This is a genomic window from Pectobacterium parmentieri (assembly GCF_001742145.1).
Lineage (GTDB): Bacteria > Pseudomonadota > Gammaproteobacteria > Enterobacterales > Enterobacteriaceae > Pectobacterium > Pectobacterium parmentieri.
In genome coordinates this window covers 349,175-368,125 of sequence record NZ_CP015749.1, presented here as the reverse complement: position 1 = coordinate 368,125, position 18,951 = coordinate 349,175, and the positions used below count along the sequence as shown (strand labels likewise).

At 48.2% G+C, this 18,951-nt stretch carries 19 protein-coding genes, 1 tRNA gene and 1 pseudogene; 12 read left to right on the top strand and 9 right to left on the bottom strand.

The window, feature by feature from the left end; translation table 11 throughout:
* Positions 1-264 precede the first annotated feature (264 nt).
* Complete coding sequence (locus A8F97_RS01595) at positions 265-675, top strand: DUF2628 domain-containing protein (RefSeq protein ID WP_014700959.1); 411 nt, start codon at positions 265-267, stop codon at positions 673-675.
* Positions 676-794: 119 nt separating this feature from the next.
* Here A8F97_RS01595 and A8F97_RS01590 read toward each other — a convergent pair whose 3' ends face one another.
* Complete coding sequence (locus tag A8F97_RS01590; RefSeq protein ID WP_014700960.1) at positions 795-1,625, bottom strand: phosphoenolpyruvate hydrolase family protein; 831 nt, start codon at positions 1,623-1,625, stop codon at positions 795-797.
* A 15-nt stretch (positions 1,626-1,640) separates the two neighbouring features.
* Positions 1,641-2,849 carry a Tm-1-like ATP-binding domain-containing protein gene (locus A8F97_RS01585; RefSeq protein WP_015731035.1) on the bottom strand — a complete coding sequence of 403 codons (1,209 nt, stop codon included), beginning with the start codon at positions 2,847-2,849 and terminating at the stop codon, positions 1,641-1,643.
* Positions 2,850-3,137: 288 nt separating this feature from the next.
* On the opposite strand from A8F97_RS01585, the gene A8F97_RS01580 reads away from it, so the two are divergent.
* The 3 genes from A8F97_RS01580 (at position 3,138) to ansP (ending at position 6,068) form a co-directional block, all read left to right on the top strand.
* Positions 3,138-3,767, top strand: coding sequence for a TetR/AcrR family transcriptional regulator (locus A8F97_RS01580; RefSeq protein ID WP_014700962.1), 630 nt, complete (start codon positions 3,138-3,140; stop codon positions 3,765-3,767).
* A gap of 76 nt (positions 3,768-3,843) precedes the next feature.
* Positions 3,844-4,230, top strand: a complete 387-nt coding sequence (locus tag A8F97_RS01575) for an SDR family NAD(P)-dependent oxidoreductase (protein ID WP_015731036.1) — start codon at positions 3,844-3,846, stop codon at positions 4,228-4,230.
* Positions 4,231-4,616: 386 nt separating this feature from the next.
* Positions 4,617-6,068, top strand: coding sequence for an L-asparagine permease (gene ansP, locus A8F97_RS01570; protein ID WP_033071866.1), 1,452 nt, complete (start codon positions 4,617-4,619; stop codon positions 6,066-6,068).
* Positions 6,069-6,159: 91 nt separating this feature from the next.
* On the opposite strand, the gene A8F97_RS01565 is transcribed toward ansP, so the two are convergent.
* Positions 6,160-8,313, bottom strand: a complete 2,154-nt coding sequence (locus tag A8F97_RS01565) for an ornithine decarboxylase (protein ID WP_033071867.1) — start codon at positions 8,311-8,313, stop codon at positions 6,160-6,162.
* Between the two features lie 231 nt (positions 8,314-8,544).
* The gene (locus A8F97_RS24950) at positions 8,545-8,676 is read right to left on the bottom strand and encodes a hypothetical protein (RefSeq protein WP_257785658.1); all 132 of its coding nucleotides are present in this window, start codon (positions 8,674-8,676) and stop codon (positions 8,545-8,547) included.
* A gap of 315 nt (positions 8,677-8,991) precedes the next feature.
* Here A8F97_RS24950 and A8F97_RS01560 point away from each other — a divergent pair.
* Both A8F97_RS01560 and A8F97_RS01555 read left to right on the top strand, forming a co-directional pair.
* Positions 8,992-9,067 (top strand) — tRNA-Phe (locus tag A8F97_RS01560).
* 161 nt (positions 9,068-9,228) lie between these two features.
* Positions 9,229-10,488, top strand: coding sequence for a tyrosine-type recombinase/integrase (locus A8F97_RS01555; protein WP_069704166.1), 1,260 nt, complete (start codon positions 9,229-9,231; stop codon positions 10,486-10,488).
* 105 nt (positions 10,489-10,593) lie between these two features.
* Here the strand turns inward: A8F97_RS01555 and A8F97_RS01550 are convergent, their stop codons facing one another.
* Positions 10,594-10,788 carry a YlcI/YnfO family protein gene (locus A8F97_RS01550; RefSeq protein WP_033071869.1) on the bottom strand — a complete coding sequence of 65 codons (195 nt, stop codon included), beginning with the start codon at positions 10,786-10,788 and terminating at the stop codon, positions 10,594-10,596.
* Between the two features lie 185 nt (positions 10,789-10,973).
* Here A8F97_RS01550 and A8F97_RS01545 point away from each other — a divergent pair, with 185 nt between their 5' ends.
* Positions 10,974-11,315, top strand: coding sequence for a hypothetical protein (locus A8F97_RS01545; protein WP_033071870.1), 342 nt, complete (start codon positions 10,974-10,976; stop codon positions 11,313-11,315).
* Positions 11,316-11,906: 591 nt separating this feature from the next.
* Here the strand turns inward: A8F97_RS01545 and A8F97_RS24310 are convergent.
* Complete coding sequence (locus tag A8F97_RS24310) at positions 11,907-12,077, bottom strand: hypothetical protein (RefSeq protein WP_154665134.1); 171 nt, start codon at positions 12,075-12,077, stop codon at positions 11,907-11,909.
* Positions 12,078-12,218: 141 nt separating this feature from the next.
* Between A8F97_RS24310 and mobC the strand changes: the two genes are divergently transcribed.
* The 4 genes from mobC to A8F97_RS01520 all read left to right on the top strand — a co-directional run bounded on the left by mobC (position 12,219) and on the right by A8F97_RS01520 (position 14,190).
* Positions 12,219-12,962 (top strand): MobC family replication-relaxation protein, encoded by a 744-nt coding sequence (mobC, locus tag A8F97_RS01535; RefSeq protein WP_033071872.1) that lies wholly within the window; start codon positions 12,219-12,221, stop codon positions 12,960-12,962.
* Between the two features lie 58 nt (positions 12,963-13,020).
* Positions 13,021-13,239, top strand: coding sequence for a type II toxin-antitoxin system antitoxin CcdA (gene ccdA, locus A8F97_RS01530; protein WP_015855076.1), 219 nt, complete (start codon positions 13,021-13,023; stop codon positions 13,237-13,239).
* 2 nt (positions 13,240-13,241) lie between these two features.
* Positions 13,242-13,547: a type II toxin-antitoxin system toxin CcdB gene (gene ccdB / locus A8F97_RS01525; RefSeq protein ID WP_033071873.1), complete on the top strand. Its 306-nt coding sequence runs from the start codon at positions 13,242-13,244 to the stop codon at positions 13,545-13,547.
* Between the two features lie 286 nt (positions 13,548-13,833).
* A complete protein-coding gene (locus tag A8F97_RS01520) occupies positions 13,834-14,190 on the top strand; it encodes a hypothetical protein (protein ID WP_033071874.1) in 357 nt (118 codons plus the stop codon).
* Positions 14,191-14,287: 97 nt separating this feature from the next.
* Here A8F97_RS01520 and A8F97_RS01515 read toward each other — a convergent pair whose 3' ends face one another.
* Both A8F97_RS01515 and A8F97_RS01510 read right to left on the bottom strand, forming a co-directional pair.
* The gene (locus tag A8F97_RS01515) at positions 14,288-14,866 is read right to left on the bottom strand and encodes a Cap15 family cyclic dinucleotide receptor domain-containing protein (protein WP_033071875.1); all 579 of its coding nucleotides are present in this window, start codon (positions 14,864-14,866) and stop codon (positions 14,288-14,290) included.
* Position 14,867: 1 nt separating this feature from the next.
* A complete protein-coding gene (locus A8F97_RS01510; protein ID WP_033071876.1) occupies positions 14,868-16,199 on the bottom strand; it encodes a cyclic GMP-AMP synthase DncV-like nucleotidyltransferase in 1,332 nt (443 codons plus the stop codon).
* Positions 16,200-17,234: 1,035 nt separating this feature from the next.
* Between A8F97_RS01510 and A8F97_RS22870 the strand changes: the two are divergent.
* Positions 17,235-17,456: pseudogene (locus A8F97_RS22870) on the top strand (integrase); the annotation flags it as partial.
* A gap of 120 nt (positions 17,457-17,576) precedes the next feature.
* Here the strand turns inward: A8F97_RS22870 and A8F97_RS01505 are convergent.
* Entirely contained in the window at positions 17,577-18,791 is a 1,215-nt protein-coding gene (locus A8F97_RS01505) for a tyrosine-type recombinase/integrase (protein WP_033071877.1), read from the bottom strand.
* Positions 18,792-18,951 lie beyond the last annotated feature (160 nt).

Sequence of the window (18,951 nt, the reverse complement as noted above, 5' to 3'; positions counted from 1 at the left end):
ATGAAAATAAATTTCCCGCGACGAGTAAATTTAGCCTCACCGTTGATTAACCCTACTACCGATGTGATTAACGCGGTCATAATAGCTAAAAATTAGCACGCTACTAATAACCACACTCAATTACCACAGTGAGGTACAAAAAAAGTATTAACGGAAAGTAATACAAAAAAACTTCATAGTGGCGATAAGGAAACCCAGCCAGTAAAATCGCTACCGAAATTATTTACAGCAATATTATTCACGATACAAAATAAGGGATCTGTTATGGAAAACACCGTAGAGAAGCAATACTCAAAAAAATGGCAAACCCGCATCTCGTTTTATAATGAGTTTGGCGCACCCAATACGCCAGCCCATAAGAATGCATTAAAAAACCTCAGTTTTTTCGAAAAAATACGGATTAACTTCAACTTTATAGCTTTCTTTTTTGGCCTAATTTACTTCTTTGTACTTGGATTATGGCGAAAAAATCTGACGCTATTTGCTATTACTATTGCTATTGGCATTATTGTCAATTTTATTCAAATCATCTTTGACGTCACGATCCCCGAAAATATGGACACGCCTATTGGCCTTGCTCTCAGTGTTATGTGGGGATCAACCGCCAACTACGCCTACTACCTGAAAGAAACCCGGAACAGCAAAAGCTGGAACCCGTTTGAAGGTATGTTCTAACCTTCGTTCACATAAAATGTCGGCCAGCCTACGCTGGCCGTATCCCTGATATTGGCGCAAAATTTACCCGCCTTCACTCCTGCTTTAGGACATCAGCGGGTATAGAGCCAAAAAGTGTGTTAACGCTTAATTTTTTTGAATTGCTGTGTCGTAGCCGTTAACGCTATTTCTGTCGGTAGCCGCTCCATGGAGCTGGCACCGTAAAAACCATCACACTGTGGACAGTGATCCATAATGAACTGTGCATCCTGCGGCGTTGAAATCGGCCCACCGTGACACAGCACAATCACATCCTTACGCACTGCTTTTGCTGCATCCGCCCAGTGGTTAATCAACGGAATGCAATCCGCCAGATTAAGCGAAGTTTCTGCCCCAATGTTGCCACCAGTCGTTAATCCCATGTGTGGCACAATGATATCCGCCCCCGCTTTCGTCATCGCAACCGCATCTTCTGCACTGAACACATAAGGTGTAGTCAGCATGTCTTTTTCATGCGCCAGACGAATCATGTCCACTTCCAGCGCATACCCCATGCCAGTTTCTTCCAGATTGGCGCGGAAATTACCGTCAATCAGCCCCACGGTTGGGAAGTTTTGCACGCCAGAGAACCCCAGCGCTTTCAGGTCATCCAGAAACTTATCAAACTGGCAAAAAGGATCGGTGCCGTTAACACCCGCCAGCACCGGCGTGTGCTTTACAACCGGTAGCACTTCTTTCGCCATATCCACGACGATTTCATTCGCGTTGCCGTAGGCCAACAGGCCAGCCAGCGACCCTCTCCCCGCCATACGATAGCGCCCAGAGTTGTAGATCACGATCAGATCGATGCCGCCCGCTTCTTCACATTTTGCGGAAAGCCCGGTTCCCGCACCACCACCGATAATCGGTTCACGGCGGGCGATCATTGCGCGGAATCTTGTCAGCAGTTCCTGACGATTTATGCCTGACATAATGCCTTCTCCCTTTTACTTCAGTAACGCCCTGAACGCATCAACAGTCGCGTGGGCAAATAAAGGATCGTTAATATGGAAAGGCAGACGAATGATCTGTCGTCTTGCCGTTTGCTGGACGACGTTTTCCAGCGTGTTGATAAACGCGGCACGTGCTTCGGGGTGCCAGAATGCCTGATCCGGCGCATCCAATGCGGAGAAGCCGCCTTCCGGGATCAGAAAACGTACCTCGCCCTCACAGCGGTTAAGCTTCTCCCCAATCCAGCGTGCCATCGCGATGTTTTCGTCTATCGTGGTACGCATCAGAGTGACCTGTGCGTTGTGGTTGTAAAACAGACGATGTGCGTATTTCTCCGGCACGCTGGCAGGAGAGCCAAAATTCACCATGTCCAGCGCACCGCAGGACGCCACGTAAGGCACTCGCGTATTGGCGATCGCATCAAATCGTTCCGGCCCGCAGGCCAGCACGCCATCAAACAGTAAATCACACACTTCGGTCGTGGTGAGGTCAAGCACGCCAGTGAGCAAATGGCTATCCACCAGCTTTTCCATCGCTTTCCCGCCGCTACCCGTCGCGTGGAAGACCAGACAGTCAAACTCCGCTTCCAGCAATTTGCTGGCTTCCTGAATACAGGGCGTCGTGACACCAAACATGGTCAGGCCAATCGCGGGCTTATCTTCATGATGTTCCTGAATATGAAACTTCACGGCTCCAGCAATCTGGTGCGCAGCGTTGCCAAGAACCTGACGGGAAATGCGGTTCAGACCTGCGACATCGGTGACGGAATACATCATGCTGATATCGCTAGCGCCGATGTAACCGGAGATATCTCCGGAGGCCATCGTTGAGACCATCAGCTTCGGCATCCCAATTGGTAACGCCTGCATAGCGGGCGTGATCAGCGCCGTACCGCCGGAACCACCAAGCCCAAGCACACCAGCAATATCATCACGGGACAGCATGAAGTGCTCGAATGCAACGGCCATGGCGCTAATAGCCTGCCCTCGGTCATGGCAAAATACCGCCGATACGCCTTGCGGGTGGTAAGATGCCACCGTTTCTGCGCTGATATCTGTTGCATCCGACATCCGCGAATGCGTTGACAGATCGACCGTGACAGTTTTCAAGCCCGTTGCGGCAATCAGCTCGCGGACATAAACCTGTTCTTTTCCTTTAGTATCCGTTGTACTTGCAATATAAACGCTGCCAACTTCACTTCCCACTTGGTATCCCTCCCATCGCCAGATAAAAAATTAACAGATTGATATAAATAACAATTACAAGAAAACAAAAATAGAAAAGATTAATTTATCGCCATATTGAGACTTGAGTATCAGAAAGGCAAATCATTAAATAAACAAATGAGATAAAAGTCTCAAAATGTTATGTATGACTACACACTACCAGTAAGAAAGCTTGACGTGGCACAAGAATCGCTCAATTTGCTATAGTTCAGGCGATAACGCCGTGCTGCCTGATAGCTTCCGGCCCGAAAATTCAATGAGGTCTATGTGATTGAACAGGATGAAAAACTGACATCAACACGGGCGAAAACCCGTCGTTTACTGATCGATACCGCCATGAATATGTTCGATCAAGGTATATTCCCTTCCATTACTGATGTTGCCGCTGCGGCCCAGCTTTCACGCGCGACGGCATACCGCTATTTTCCGACGCAAAGTGCGTTAGTATCGGCCGTTGTGGGCGAAAGCCTTGGTCCCATCCTTGCATGGCACCCGACACAACCGGATGCCAGCGAACGCGTTGCCGAATTGCTGCGTTTTGCTTACCCAAGGATGCTGGAGCATGAAGGTGCGCTGCGTGCAGCGCTGCACCTTTCGCTTCAACAGTGGGCCGACCGCCGTTCTAACCGACTGCATTCCGATACGCTGACGCGCGGCAATCGTAAACGCCTGCTCAAGATCGCCACCGAACCGCTGGAAGGAAAGATCACACCGGAAGCACAACAGCGGGTGATTTACGCCTTATCGCTCATTTATGGCTCCGAAGTTTTCTTGGTACTGAAAGATATCTGGAATCTGGAAGAAGATAACATTCAGGATGTCACGCAATGGGTCGCCAAAGCCATTTTACGACAGGCAGAAGAAGACGCCGCACAGGCCGATTCGCCGAAAATATAACGAACGCATTGATGCAGCATCTCGCCACGTTGTCGGATGCATAGGGACAGAAGAATAGGCGTTGGGGGAACATATGATGCTGAAAGGTAAACGCGCGATTGTCACTGGCGGTGGCCGCGACTTTGGACAAGCGGTATCCGTCTGGCTAGCTCGCGAAGGGGTGAAAGTCGATCTTTGCGCCCGCAAACAGGCCGATGCACAGGCCAGCGTGGACATCATTCATCGGGAAGGTGGCACAGCTCGCGCCTATCAGTGCGATATTGCCCATCCTGATTCAGTCAGAGATTTTTCCGCACAGTTGCTGGAAGACCACACGCCCGTCGATGTTCTCGTGCTAAGTGCCGCACAATGGCTGGAAGGCGCATTAGGGGAAGCGATGCGTTTTGTGCTTACGCAACCGCGCAGTTGCCATATCAACGCAATACATTTTCAAGGGCCAACGCGCGCGGACGTCGGCGCATAATTCGTCACTTTTTTGCTGTTCATCCCACCCCGGATATCCATCATGTACCCGGGGCAGTTGAGTTTGTTTCCCGTCTAACGCACTGCAATCCCACACGCCATCATGCTCTGACACACTTTCCTTCTCTCCATTTTTTGCCACAGAACACAGGAAAAGGTAGCATCGCTGCCGTTATTCTCGGCCATGCGACTTACCGCGCTCAGCGCACAAATAAAAAAACGCCGGGAGCGTTTTTCAACGTTGCGTAGCAACGGCCCGAAGGGTGGCGTACAGGGATGTACGACATAAAAAAACGCCGCAGGTAAAAAATAACCATTTGATTCTTAAATAATCATAGCGAACACGTCACCACAGGATGCGTGACAGACAGGAAAACATCAATATCAATGACACAACATTCTTCCCCCCATAGTGAACATCAAACCACTCAGCAGCGTCTCCACGAAAAGGGTTATCACCAAAGTCTGGGCAACCGCCACGTACAGATGATCGCGATTGGCGGCTCCATCGGCACCGGGCTGTTTCTTGGCGCGGGTGCGCGTTTGCAAATGGCAGGGCCAGCACTAGCGCTGGTCTATCTGGTTTGCGGCATTTTCTCTTTTTTCATCCTGCGTGCGCTGGGCGAGCTGATCGTTCATCGCCCCACCAGCGGCAGCTTCGTTTCGTATTCGCGCGAGTTTCTCGGTGAAAAAGCCTCCTACGTGGCAGGCTGGATGTACTTCCTCAACTGGGCGATGACCGGGATTGTCGACATCACTGCCGTCGCACTCTATATGCACTACTGGGGCACCTTTGCCGATGTACCACAGTGGCTATTCGCGCTAAGTGCGCTATCCATTGTCACGCTGATGAATCTGATTGGCGTGAAGTGGTTTGCCGAAATGGAATTCTGGTTCGCGTTGATTAAGGTCGCGGCCATCGCCATTTTTCTGGTGGTCGGCACGGTCTATCTTGGCACCGGCAGCCCGCTAGACGGCAACACGCCCGGCCTGCATCTGATTACCGATAACGGTGGCCTGTTCCCACACGGCATTCTGCCCGCACTGGTGTTGGTTCAGGGGGTGATATTTGCCTTTGCCGGTATCGAAATCATCGGAACCACGGCGGGCGAATGTAAAAATCCGGAACAGATACTGCCGAAAGCGGTCAACAGCGTTATCTGGCGTATCGGTCTGTTCTACGTCGGTTCTGTTGCGCTATTGGTCTGTCTACTGCCGTGGAACGCGTATCAGGCCGGACAAAGCCCGTTCGTAACCTTCTTCAGCAAACTGGGCGTTCCTTATATCGGCACGATTATGAATATCGTGGTGCTGTCTGCCGCGCTGTCCAGCCTGAACTCCGGTCTCTATTCGACGGGTCGCATTCTGCGCTCGCTGTCGCTGGGTGGCTCAGCGCCCGCCTTCCTGTCGAAAATGAGCAACCAGTCCGTACCCTATACCGGTATTTTGGTGACGGTCTGCATCCACATTATCGGTGTGGTGCTTAACTACGTAGTGCCGTCACAGGTGTTTGAGATCGTCCTGAACATCGCCTCGCTCGGTATTATCTGCTCCTGGGCATTCATCATTCTGTGCCAGATGCAGTTGCGTAAAGCAATTCGTCAGGGGAAAGCCAAGCCAGTTGCGTTCAGAATGCCCGGTGCGCCCGTAACATCATGGCTGACGCTGGCTTTTTTAGTCAGTGTGTTAGGGCTAATGGCGTTTGATTACCCGAACGGCACCTGGACAATTGCAACGATTCCAGTGCTGACAATCATGTTGATCATCGGCTGGCGCGGGCTGAAAAAGCAGCGTGAAGCGGTGAAATTTGCCAATCAGCAGGGATCCAGCCTGCGTTAGCGATCCTGCGGTAAGAAATCATCTTGCTTTAAGAAAGAAAAAATTCAGGCTCGTTTCCGAGCCTGAATTCCTGATTTGAAGAGAGATATCGTTATTTTTCTACTACGTAGCCGTACAGCCGTTTGCTGCCATCTTCTTCCGCAACGCTGTAAACCCCCTGCAATTCCGGTGAAAAACCGGGCAGCAGGTTAATCCCATCTTCCAACGCCAGAAAATAACGCTGTACCGCCCCGCCCCAGCTTTCCCCAGGCACCACACACAGTACGCCCGGTGGATACGGCAATGCCCCTTCTGCCGCGATACGTCCTTCCGCTTCATCGATAGGAATAAGCTCAATATTCCCGCGTACAAATTCCCTGTTGGCATCCTGTGGCAACATCACCACGGACGGAAACTCGGTTTTGCGGAACATCGCTTTTTGCAGATCTTTCACATTGTGCTGGGCGTAAAAATCATGCATTTCCTGGCACAACCGACGCAGTCGGTAACCACGGTAACGCTCTTTGTATTTCTGATACAGGCTGGGCAGCACTTCACTCAGCGGCGCATCACGGGCAATCAGCGTTTCAAAATGCACCAGCGCATTCACCAGTTCCTGCATTTTTACAGCGTCTTCCGCTGGCGTTAGCAGGAACAGAATCGAGTTCATATCGCATTTTTCAGGGATAATTCCATGCTCACGCAGATAGTTGGCAAGGATCGTCGCCGGAATACCAAATTCGGTGTAATCGCCGCTAGTCGCATCAATACCCGGCGTAGTCAGCAACAATTTGCAGGGATCGATAAAATACTGATCCTCTGCGTATCCTTCAAACGCGTGCCATTTCTCGCCCGGCTCAAAATTGAAGAAACGCACGTCCTGCGCGATCGTTTCCGTATCGTGATCCTGCCAGAGCGCACCGCCCACCGTTACGGGTACGAACGGTTTGATGAGCGAACAGCGCGTCAACAGTTGCTTACGCGCTTCAATGCCCAGCTTCACGCAATCCATCCACATACGACGCCCGCTGGCCCCTTCGTGCATTTTGGCATTGACATCCAACGCGGCGAACAGCGGGTAAAACGGGCTGGTCGACGCATGCAGCATAAAGGCGTTATTCAGTTGCTTATGGTTACAGAAACGACGCTGCCCTTTGATATGCGTATCTTTTTTGTGGATCTGCGAAGTTTGGGAGAAGCCCGCCTGCTGCTTATGCACCGACTGGGTGACGAAGATACCCGGATCGTTTTCGTTCAGATCCAGCAACAGCGGCGAGCACTGTTCCATCATCGGGATAAATTGCTCGTAACCAACCCAGGCCGAGTCAAACAGGATGTAGTCACACAGGTGCCCGATGCTATCGACCACCTGACGCGCGTTATAAATCGTGCCGTCATAGGTGCCGAGTTGGATCACCGCGAGACGGAACGGACGTTGCTCGTTGGCACGTTCCGGCGCCACTTCCGCAATCAGCTTACGCAGATAGGCTTCATCAAAGCAGTGCGCATCCACACCGCCGATAAAGCCGAACGGATTGCGCACAGTTTCCAGATAGACCGGCGTCGCCCCTGCCTGAATCAGCGCACCGTGATGGCTGGATTTATGGTTGTTACGGTCAAACAGCACCAGATCGCCACGCGCCAGCAGCGCGTTCGTCACCACTTTGTTCGCAGAGGAGGTGCCGTTCAACACAAAATAGGTTTTATCAGCGTTAAATACCCGCGCAGCGTGCTTCTGTGCCTTCTTCGCCGCCCCTTCATGAATCAGCAAATCACCCAGTTTGACGTCAGCGTTACAGATATCCGAACGGAAAACGTTCTCACCGTAAAACTCAAAAAACTGGCGCCCTGCCGGATGCTTACGAAAGAACTGACCGCCCTGATGTCCGGGGCAGGCAAACGTCGTATTTTTCATTTTGACGTACTTGGTCAGCGTATCGAAAAACGGCGGCAGCAGCGCATCCTGATAGGCTTTCGCCGCACGTTCCAGCACGCTGGCATGCTCACCTTCATCATCGAGAATCAGCCATTCGCTGCCCGCAGGCAGAACATCTGACTCTTTATCTTCATCAGGCTCTTCGACAAACGCCGGAATGCTAAAACCGGTGTGCTGCAATATCGATAAAATACCGCTACGGGCTTCTTCAATAGAGACGACAACTGCCGCCACATCGGTGAAGTCAGTCTGACTCAACGCGACAATCTCGCGCGTTGTGATTAAACGGGTGGCAACCGCTGCATTTGCCGCAATTTTTAACTGTTTCATGTAACCAAACCCAAACGGTTAAGGGTAAGTGGACGTGCCTGGAAGACACCGTGCAGGGATAACAATCCCGACCAATCACAATGCCAATCAATAACGACAAGCGTATGATCCCTACAGGTAAACTGTAGGCTAAGAATGGAAAAACTGGAGCCAGCACCATCCGATAGACATCAGTAAAAGCAGAGCAGCACTCTATTTTTACTCATGCCTAACAGCGAGCGAACGAACGCCTCACCGCATGGTGAAGGGGGATAATCGACAGGAAGAAAAGTAAACCGCGCAGTGGTGATAAGAAGAAACACGCAGCGACGTCATCAACGAGCTGGCGCGGGCGTTCTGCACCATTAGCAATGAATCTGACATATCGGCGATCCTCTTTTAGCTATACGCTAACTACGCTTAAAGGGGCGTTCAGGTGAACGAGACGTTAAAAAACCGCGCAATAGTGGCATTATTCTTCACCAAATTCAACAATGCAGCCTGCGCTCAACGCGGTAAAAAGTGCAACGAAACATACCGCGCGTATCAGAAAGAAACATTACCACACTAAGTGTGCTGAAAGGATCGTCAGAAATCGGCTAGCAAATAATACAATTGCCTGAAAATAGCGCAGACGCTCCGCTTTGTGACAGAAACCCGTTGACGCCACGCAGCCAATACGGTTTAATGCGCCCCGTTGCCCGGATAGCTCAGTCGGTAGAGCAGAGGATTGAAAATCCTCGTGTCCTTGGTTCGATTCCGAGTCCGGGCACCACCTTTCCTTTTTTATGCTTCCTTATCAATCCCTATATTGTTGCGATTCAATAAGTTGGCGTAAAAATCTTTTCCGATGCGTTTTGATTTATCCCTTCGTATCGGGGAATTTGTGGGTCAGATTGCGGGTCATTCAGTTCGATGAACGGGAGTGACCCTCATATGTTAACTGACAGCAAAGTCCGATCTGCGAAACCTCTCGCAAAATCTTATAAGCTCACTGATTCGCAAGGCCTGTACCTCACGGTATCTACCAGCGGCGCTAAGTTATGGTATTTCCGCTATCGCTTCGGCGGTAAGGAAAACCGTCTGGCCTTCGGCCCCTATCCTCAAATCACACTGGCAGAAGCCCGCGAAAAGCGCGATGCAGCACGTAAGTTGCTGGCGTCTGGACTCAGCCCTTCTCAGCTTCGTAAATCGAACAACCCCGCCGTTGAGGAATCCCGCACCTTTCAGTCTGTCGCGATGGCGTGGCACACCAGCAGCCTTAAACTCTGGTCGGACGCGCACGCCGATAAAATCCTCACCTGTCTGAAACGCTACGTTTTCCCCATGATTGGCGCGATGGATATTGCTCAGGTTGAAACCCGCCATCTTGCGCAGTTGGTTAAGGCGATTGACGATAAAGGCGTGCATGACGTCGCCGGACGAGTGCGCCAGCATCTGACTAAAATTATGCGCCACGCCGTGCAGCAGGGCGTCATCAAATATAATCCGGCTTACGATTTGGACGGTGTCGTGACCCCGGTCGTGACCCAACATCACCCCGCCCTGCCGCTGAAACGCCTGCCTGAACTGCTGGCGAAGATGGAGAACTACAAAGGCCGGATGCTGACCTGTCTGGCGCTGGAGCTGAATCTGCACGTTTTTCTGCGCTCCAGTGAACTCCGTTTTGCCCGCTGGGATGAATTCAATCTGAAAGCGCATATCTGGAGCGTGCCCGCCCAACGTGAAGCGGTAAACGGCGTGCGATTCTCAGAGCGTGGCGCAAAAATGAAGGATGAACATCTGGTGCCGCTGTCACGGCAGGCGGTCGCCCTGCTGAAACAGATTCAGGTGATTTCCGGCGAATCGGTCTTCGTTTTTCCCGGCGCACATACACTGAACAAGCCGATGAGTGAAAACACCATCAACAAGGCGCTGCGCGTGATTGGCTACGACACCAAAACCGAAGTCTGCGGGCATGGTTTCAGAACCATGGCCTGTAGCGCCCTGAACGAGTCCGGACGCTGGTCAAAGGATGCCATTGAGCGGCAGATGAGTCACAAAGAACGCAACGGCGTGCGGGCTGCCTACGTGCACAAAGCGGAGCATCTGGAAGCCAGAATCGAAATGATGCAGTGGTGGTCGGACTATCTGGACATCAACCGTGAAGGATATGTCGCGCCGTATATTTATGCACGAAGTTATACGGCTGGCTAACGCGCTGCGCTTGTTGGCTCCTGAAGGGCTTTCTATGTGATAGAAAACCCGTCAGGAGCGTTGCCGTAAAATCATTCGGGCATTCTGCTAAACATTTCTTATACGTCAGGATTTCACAGGCTTGTCGCGTTTTGGCGCTGCCAACTTTCTGTTACAAGCATCCAGAACCCAGGCTGAAAAATTAGCATCGGGATCTTCCGCTTTCTCCTGCGCAACGCTGGCATTGATTTCTTCGATAAGCTCATGCGGGAAGCGAATTCCCTTTGTGGTCGAGCGCTTGTTTTTAGAACCTGTAGGCATGCCGTTTTCCTTTCTCGCTGAACGCACACTATACAAGGAAAAATATTTTTAAACACGTTGACGTGTATGTGCACCTAGCGCTAAGGTGTATGAACACCAAGAGCGAATTCATGGTGAAAAACGAAACCCGGCAGTGCGCCAACACTAACCGGGCTTCTGACCACAACATTATGAGGACTAATGCTATGGCTGACACCGATAGTAACACGGGCGCGTCTTATCAATCACTGCCGGATTATGAGAACCATTACTCCGCCATGAGTGCCGCGCTGGCCCGTCTGGACTTTTCAAACATGGACACTGACGAACTCTCGCAGGTCACTGAGTATTGCGCCGAAACACAGGCCGGGCTTTGCCATTGCCTGAATTTCATTGGTGATGCGCTGATTACCTTTGCCGATAATGACGTGTGCGAATCGACGCCTGAAAGCTTGTGCCAGTTGGGACATGGGTTAACCGCAATCAGTTTACTCATCCCAGCCCTTACCACGATGCACAAACGCGCACATTCACTCACCGTCAGATAACCATCTAAATATGTTCTGCCTGATTAAAGCTCTGCCGTTAGGTCAGAGCTTTTTTTCTTTCGTGGCTCAATAACCATAATTCTCCCTATCCGATATTGAATTGTTTGCAGGCATCTTCCCTCTTTCCCGATAGCCTTCCCTACTGGCTGATTCCAGTGGGGAGAAGACATGCCTGAACGTTTTATTTTCGCAACATTTACAGCGCTCAATATGCCATTCAGGCACGACGCAGGACGCGACGGGGTTAGGCGGGTGAATGCCTGCGCTTCGCGGGCATTCATCCGTGGTGTGAGGCGAGAAAATGGCCTTTCGCAGAAAGGGCTCATTTGCGTCGCACGAACCCACCGGCGAGCGTTTCCTCCAAGGGAAACCGAGCAGGCCGGGGGGAGCCGAATAAATTTTGCCGCCCCAGCGAGCAAAAAGACGCGCCCACGCGTCGGTTTATTTGGGGGGCGACAGCCCCGCACACCGTCGCGGCTAAGTCTCCGGTCACAAGCCGGTAGCGAGGCGCGACTACCCGCTTTGAAGGCGTTTTCCCATTTTTTCGCTGGCCGGAACGGGCAAAAGAAAAAGTGGGCTAAAAACGGCGTCTCAAAGGGGGTAGTCGCGCGTAGCGGGCGACGGTGTGCCGCTGTTGACGTTGGGGGTTTTGGCGTGGCGTCCAGCCGCGACATTACCCCCATGCGACAGGCAATAAGGGCGTCCAGCCCGCATGAACTGGCGCACGCCGTTTTGTGCCGGGAAAGGTATTTTCCGGCGCATGGCTGCAAAGCAGACACCTCTTTATCCCCACAAGATCGCCTCATGACGTCGACTCATGCCAGTACCCCAAGGTATGCGCCCATGTAATGAGGCGATAAAGCCGAAAGAGCGAACACCCCAGTAAAATGCGAAGGAGGAACCATGCTGATTTCTGATTACCGTGAACGCCGGGCGCGTAGTCACGAAAAAATGCGACTTCTGCTCACCTTTCTGAAAGAAGAAACCTACAGCGACTTTAAAACGCTGATGCTGCTTTTTAATTATAAAAATCACAAGCCGCTGTATCTGTTGCTGGAAAAAGCCATCGATATGGGATTCATTCAAAAACAGACGTTTTGCACAAGAATGGAAAAAATCTCACTATGGGGGATCACCAACGACGGATTATCCGTTGTCGTTACACCGCATGAGGATGGCTTTCCTGCACGGTTTGAGCCCTCAAAAGTCACTGGCTGGACGCTGATACAGCGCCTTGATCGTCAGCTCGCACGGCTCCTTCTTGAGAAGAAAGGCGCTTATGGGTGGATCAGCGGCGCTGATTCAACATTCCGCAGCCGCTATGAGGTATATCATCGCCCGGCCGGGGTGATAACGTTACCAGACGGAACCGTCATCGCCATTGAGACTGAACGCCATCTGAAAACCAAGGCCCGGTATCAGACTATTATCACCCAGCATTTGATAACTCGTACTCAAAAACTTTGGATGTACGTCTTCTATATCGTGCCAGATCCACAGAAAAAACGGGCTATCGAACTGCTGTTCAATAGCGTGAAATACGTCATCGTGGATCATCAACATATCCCGCTGGAAACGAAGCACCGCCATGTTTTCCGGGTTTATACGTTTGAGGAGTTGAAGGGGTTGGATTTGAATCTTGGCTAATTGCTGAACAATCATATGAAGTATATACTCAAAGTATGCACAAGAGAGGAGCACTATCATGAAACACCGCGTCAGCGTTACCGTGGACAAAGACAATTACCAGGTTCTGAGTGCTGCCGGAGTCAATATTTCCGGGCTAGTGAATGACGCCATTGGCAAAGAAGCCCGCCGCATCAAGGCTGAGGAGTGGAAGAAGGAAAACCGCGAAGGGATGGAAGAAGTCGCCCGATTTATCGCGCAGAATGGCTCGTTTGCGGATGAAAACAGGAACTGGTGATCATGCAATTCATTGTTTATCAATACAGACGCGCCAGCCGCTACAAAATGTTTGTCGATGTGCAAAGCGATATTGTCGAGACACCCAAGCGGCGCATGGTCATCCCGCTTATCGAAGCACATAACCTGTCTGAGAAAGTGAATAATACGCTGTTTCCTCTGATCCGCATCGACGGCGAAGATTATCGGCTGATGACGACTGAACTATCGAGCGTACCTGTTGAAGTCATGGGTGAAGTGATTGCGGATCTTGGCGACTACGCGGATGAGATCAAAGATGCTATTAATCTTATGTTTTGGGGGATTTGAAAGAAATTCAATGCATTCACATTGGGCTTGGCCCACAGCACCATGCACAGCATGAGTAGCTGAAAATATCTAAACGTGAATGGCCCTGCCTGATGGCATACTTACAACATTACCGGGGTATTATCTGCATTGGGGGATAACCTTAGTGAGTTCCTTAAGCATATAAACATTAAGAAAAGAACTGGCATCTCCATTCACTCTACAACTTATTTCTACGGTTGTAAGAGATAGAGACTATTTTAAAATAACTGCTGGCGGTCTGAAAACATTGATTACGATTAGTTACATGAAATCAAGACTTAGGCATTCACTTTACAATAACATTAACCATCCTAGAATTTTATTATTGGATACGGTAGGTAAATATTTGGGAAAGAGCACTAAGCAACAGTATCTCTCGGGTACAGATGTAAAAGAGGATGTAATTGAGGGTACATCTGCTCCTAAAAAATATGAATTGGTATTCAGCACTCTCATCGATCTTTATAACTTTTCTGAAAACAGAAAGATCCCGTGTCAAATAATCGTTGTTGATAATAATATGCCTGCAGAGTTAGCTGATTGGCCCAAGGAAAGAACAGTTGTACAGTACAGTTCTACTGGAGAGAACGGTTTGCGTAAAGGCTTAATTGATGATATATAAATCATCCCCCTAATTTAAAGGGGGGGTATTTTAGAATGTTCCCATCCCAATATCGGTGCCAGCTTGAATCAGATATCCAGAGGAATTCACAATGATGCTAATTTTTTTTCTCGAATTTAATTACACCTGCAGTATTTTCACCATTCTGCCAACAACGATTAGTCCAAAACACCCCTTTCATACTCATTGTTTTTATATCAGTTACTCGTAATCTAGCCGCTCCTTCATAAAAACTCTCATCTGTCACTGAAGGAGTATCATTAAATACCTTAAACATGTAGTGTAGTTCAAAGCAATCGTCCTCTGTTCTGAAAATTTTGCAATAATTTGAGTAAGTCCTTCCAATTGTTGTAGTCCCTTTCATTTTTATTGAAAAAAAACTCGCTTCTATTTCAATTGGAAATTCGATTTTAGTATTTCCGTTGTAATTCGATTCTATACTTCCTATCCATTGGCCATTGAAATCCGGACAGAAATTATTCTTTAAATAATCAATGTAAAAATACTTCCATAGATACTTACCTGAAATCCAGGCTAATACAGTAATTGTGGTAATAGTATATGAAATTGAGCGAAAAAATGGTTGACTCAAATACTCACTAAAAAACGAATAAACCACAATAGATATTGCCGCAGGGGTTCCATATTTTATTTTTAATGGCAAAAGATCCCACATGTCATTTCCTCCATATCTTATTTATTTTTCTTCTCACAGTACGGGCAGGCTTAACCATTACATGTATTGTTTTAAATCCTATTAAGGACCCGTTATAATTAATCATACATTCCATTGTATGGGCACCTGTGTAGGAAGTATCTCTTTTATGGCTTTCATTGGTTTTACTTACAACAGTATGTCCAATATCATTAGCGTCTGTTGCTTGAACACCGACATTCCTTACTGTCCATTGTGCATTTGAATAGATATTGAATTCATTATGGTTGCAAATGGTAAAGGTTAGTGAGTCGCCTTTGTTTACAGTTAATGTATCTGTAGTTATTGTTTCAACATGATTACCATTTTTATCATATCTACAAATTGAAATTTCTGGAACAGTTACCACTGCAGGTAAACCAACAATTTCGCTCCCAGCATCTAAATACACTTGAGGGAAGTAATGTTGAAAAATATTAGAAAATAGGATTCCTCTTTGAAAATCATCGGCATCAAGACATTTAAGACAAAATTGCTTTAATTCATCTAATTTCTGATGAGCAAAGGTTTCAGAGTCAAATGGCATAGAAACTATATTACTACTGTTCAATGGGTTACTGACGATAAACGTAGATTCAAGCTCCTCACAAATACTTAATGCTGTATATACAAAGCATTCATCCTCGCGAGAATACTTTTTCATATGTTGAGCTACGAGTACGTTCATAGCCAGTGATGGTAATTTCTTGAACTTAGTCCCTTGCCACTTTACATTTATCCAAGCTTTAAAATATCGAACAATTCGTTTCATTAAAGCTCTATCAGACTTGTCGTCATAATAATCCGTAAGCCATTCTTGTATGGCTTTAGGATCACTATCACTCCACCCACTATCTGTAGCTAATTTTAACCCATCTGCTGTCTTATAATAAATTGGCGTATCAACAGTAAGAAACGTTGAAAATTTCAGACCCTCGCAAGCATTTTTTGACTTTTGAAGTTCTGCTTCATTATTAATTTCACAGTATGAAGAAAGGGCATCCCTTAATATATCTTTAACGTCCTTAGAGTCGACACCTTCCTCTTCAGCATCAAAGAATAAGTATATTCCAATATCGATATCATATGATGAGAACTTATCAACAGGTTTTATTAGAGTGTGACTTTTATAAGAGCCTTGCAACCAAAACTTAACTTCGCAATCGAATGATTCTTTTAGCTCTTCACGTAAGAACTCTATTAACTCATCTTTCTTTGCTATGCCTTTTGACAAAACCACATCAGATATTTTTGTTCTCTGATGAAGAGTATTTTCTGGATTGTCTGTTAAATAAAAAAGGTCGCTGCAATTCATGACATCTTCCTTGTGGTTAATATTAATTGAAAATAGAAATACATTTTGACTACTGTGGAAATTGCGAACGCTGTAACCATAAAAAAACAGCTAGTGATGGTCACATAGTCTTTTATTTTAAAAAAATTTTCCCATGAAATTAAAATCATAAATCCCAAGAAGGGAAATAACGTTATGATTATTTAACTCAAAAGCAACCATATGACTACAAGTTCATCTTAGAAGCAAAAGCTCTACTTAAGAGCTTCCATACAGACACTACGCTACACCTACGATAATTTCAATTAGGCATACGAATTTCCTGTGTAAATTTTAGTACATACTCTATACTCCCTTAAGGTCTAAGTGTAAGTTTGACTTAAATACGTTTTTGCTTTAGGTAACAAAAGTATCTCGGCAAACTCAGCGATTCATTATAGATATCTGATGACATAAGGATTATATACCATCAGGGAGATCGCTGTGCACAAGGCTTGGATAATATCGCATAAGGTATGAACAACCCCAGAGGATGCTGCACTACATTTTAATTACCAACCCAAATACGGGTCAACCCACGGGTCTTGACAACAGCCACGGTTAAAATTTATGCTACATTTCAACTTAATAGAAAGCTGAATGATCCCGAGTCCGGCACCACTAATTTAAAGAAACCAGCCTAACGGCTGGTTTTTTGCTTTTGGGGTTGGGACTCTCCATCGAACTACGTTCGATTATTTGCCGCCAGCGGCTCACCCTTTCAGGGCCAGCGCGACAAGCGCGATGTTCAACGCCTTCGGCGTGTGTCCGAGTCCAGCACCACCTTTCCTTTTTATGCCTCCTTATCAATCCTTATTTTGTTGAGATTCAATATAATTGGCGTAAAAATCTTTTCCGATACGTTTTGATTTATCCCTTCGTATCGGGGAATTTGTGGGTCAGATTGCGGGTCATTCAGTTCGATGAACGGGAGTGACCCTCATATGTTAACAACTGACAGAAAAGTCCGATCCGCGAAACCTCTCGCAAAATCTTATAAACTCACCGACTCGCAAGGCCTGTAGCGCCCTGAACGAGTCCGGACGCTGGTCAAAGGATGACATTGAGCGGCAGATGAGCCACAAAGAACGCAACGGCGTGCGGGCTGCCTACGTGCATAAAGCGGAGCATCTCGAAGCAAGAATCGAAATAATGCAGTGGTGGTCGGATTATCTGGACGTAAACCGAGAGGGCTACGTCGCACCGTATATTTATGCGCGAAATTACACGGCTGGCTAACGCGCTGCGCTTGTTGGCTCCTGAAGGGCTTTCTATATGATAGAAACCCCTTCAGGAGCGTTGTCTTAAAACCATCCGGGCATTCTGCCAAACGTTTCTTACACGTTAGGATCTCACTGCTTATCCACATCGATTAAACGTTCCCTGCACCACATTGTCGCCTTTCTCAAGGCTTACCATGTAGTCGGCATACCATTGCAGCATCTCGCGTCTGCCATCGAGATATTGCGCATGGTTGTAGGTGCCACGGATAGCATTCTTATCAACATGCGCCAGTTGGGTTTCAATCCAAGCGGTGTTGTAGCCCTGTTCATGAAGAACGGTGCTCATGGTATGACGGAAGCCGTGACCCGTAACCCGGCCTGTATAGCCAATTCGCTTAAATACCTGATTGATACTGGCTTCGCTCATGGTCTTACTTGGATCATTGCGCCCCGGAAACAGTAAAGGAAATTGCCCCGTCATTGCTCTGATTTGTTCGATAATGGCTAGTGCTTGGGTAGATAGCGGGATGATATGAGGACGGCGCATTTTCATGCGTTCAGCAGAAATTTCCCATAGCGCTTTATCAGTATCGATTTCCGACCATAACGCACCGCGCAATTCACCTGTTCTCAGGCCAGTAATGATCAACAATCTTGCTGCCAGCACCATCAATTCACTACCAGAGTAGCCAGCAAGGGCTTTAAAGAAGGCGGGAAGCTCTTCGGTGGTCAGGAACGGGTAATGTGTTGATTCATGCCCTTGCATGGCACTGGTGAGATCTGGCGCGGGGTTATACTCAGCTCGGCCTGTCACGATGGCGTAGCGAAACACTTCACCACAGCGTTGACGCACTTTCTTAGCTTTCTCGGTCGCGCCTCGGTCTTCCATCTTTTTAAGCACGTTCAGCAATTCCAACGGCTTAATGTCTGCAATAGGGCGTTGACCAATGAACGGGAAGACATCTTTGTTGAACGCTTCAAGAACGTCAGAGGCATACCCCGCAGACCATTTCTTCACTTTCATGCTGTGCCATTCGAGCGCAATTTCTTGAAAGGTGTTTTTGACTTCTTCGATGTGGGCTTGTTTGCTTTCTTGCTTAAACGCACTCGGATCAACGCCATTAACCAGCAGCTTTTTAGCATCATCTCTTTTGCTTCTGGCATCGGCTAAAGTAATGGTCGGATAGACACCAAACACCACACGTTTTTCTTTACCTGCGATCCGGTATTTCATGCGCCAGCTTTTGGTGCCGTTGGGGAACACCTCCAGATACATGCCCCCACCATCCGCTAACTTGTAGGGTTTATCTTTGGGCTTGGCAGTCTCTACCTGTCTGGCATTGAGCTTCATGGGGGCATATCCTCTAGACCGAACACGACATGCCCCCACCAATGCCCCCAACTCACCGTAGATTTCTGTGAACGTGAGTAGACGAGCAGAGACAATAAGGGCCGTGAAACCGCGTATTATAAGGGTTTAAAGGGTGTTTGAGTAGACTTAGGGAGACGTT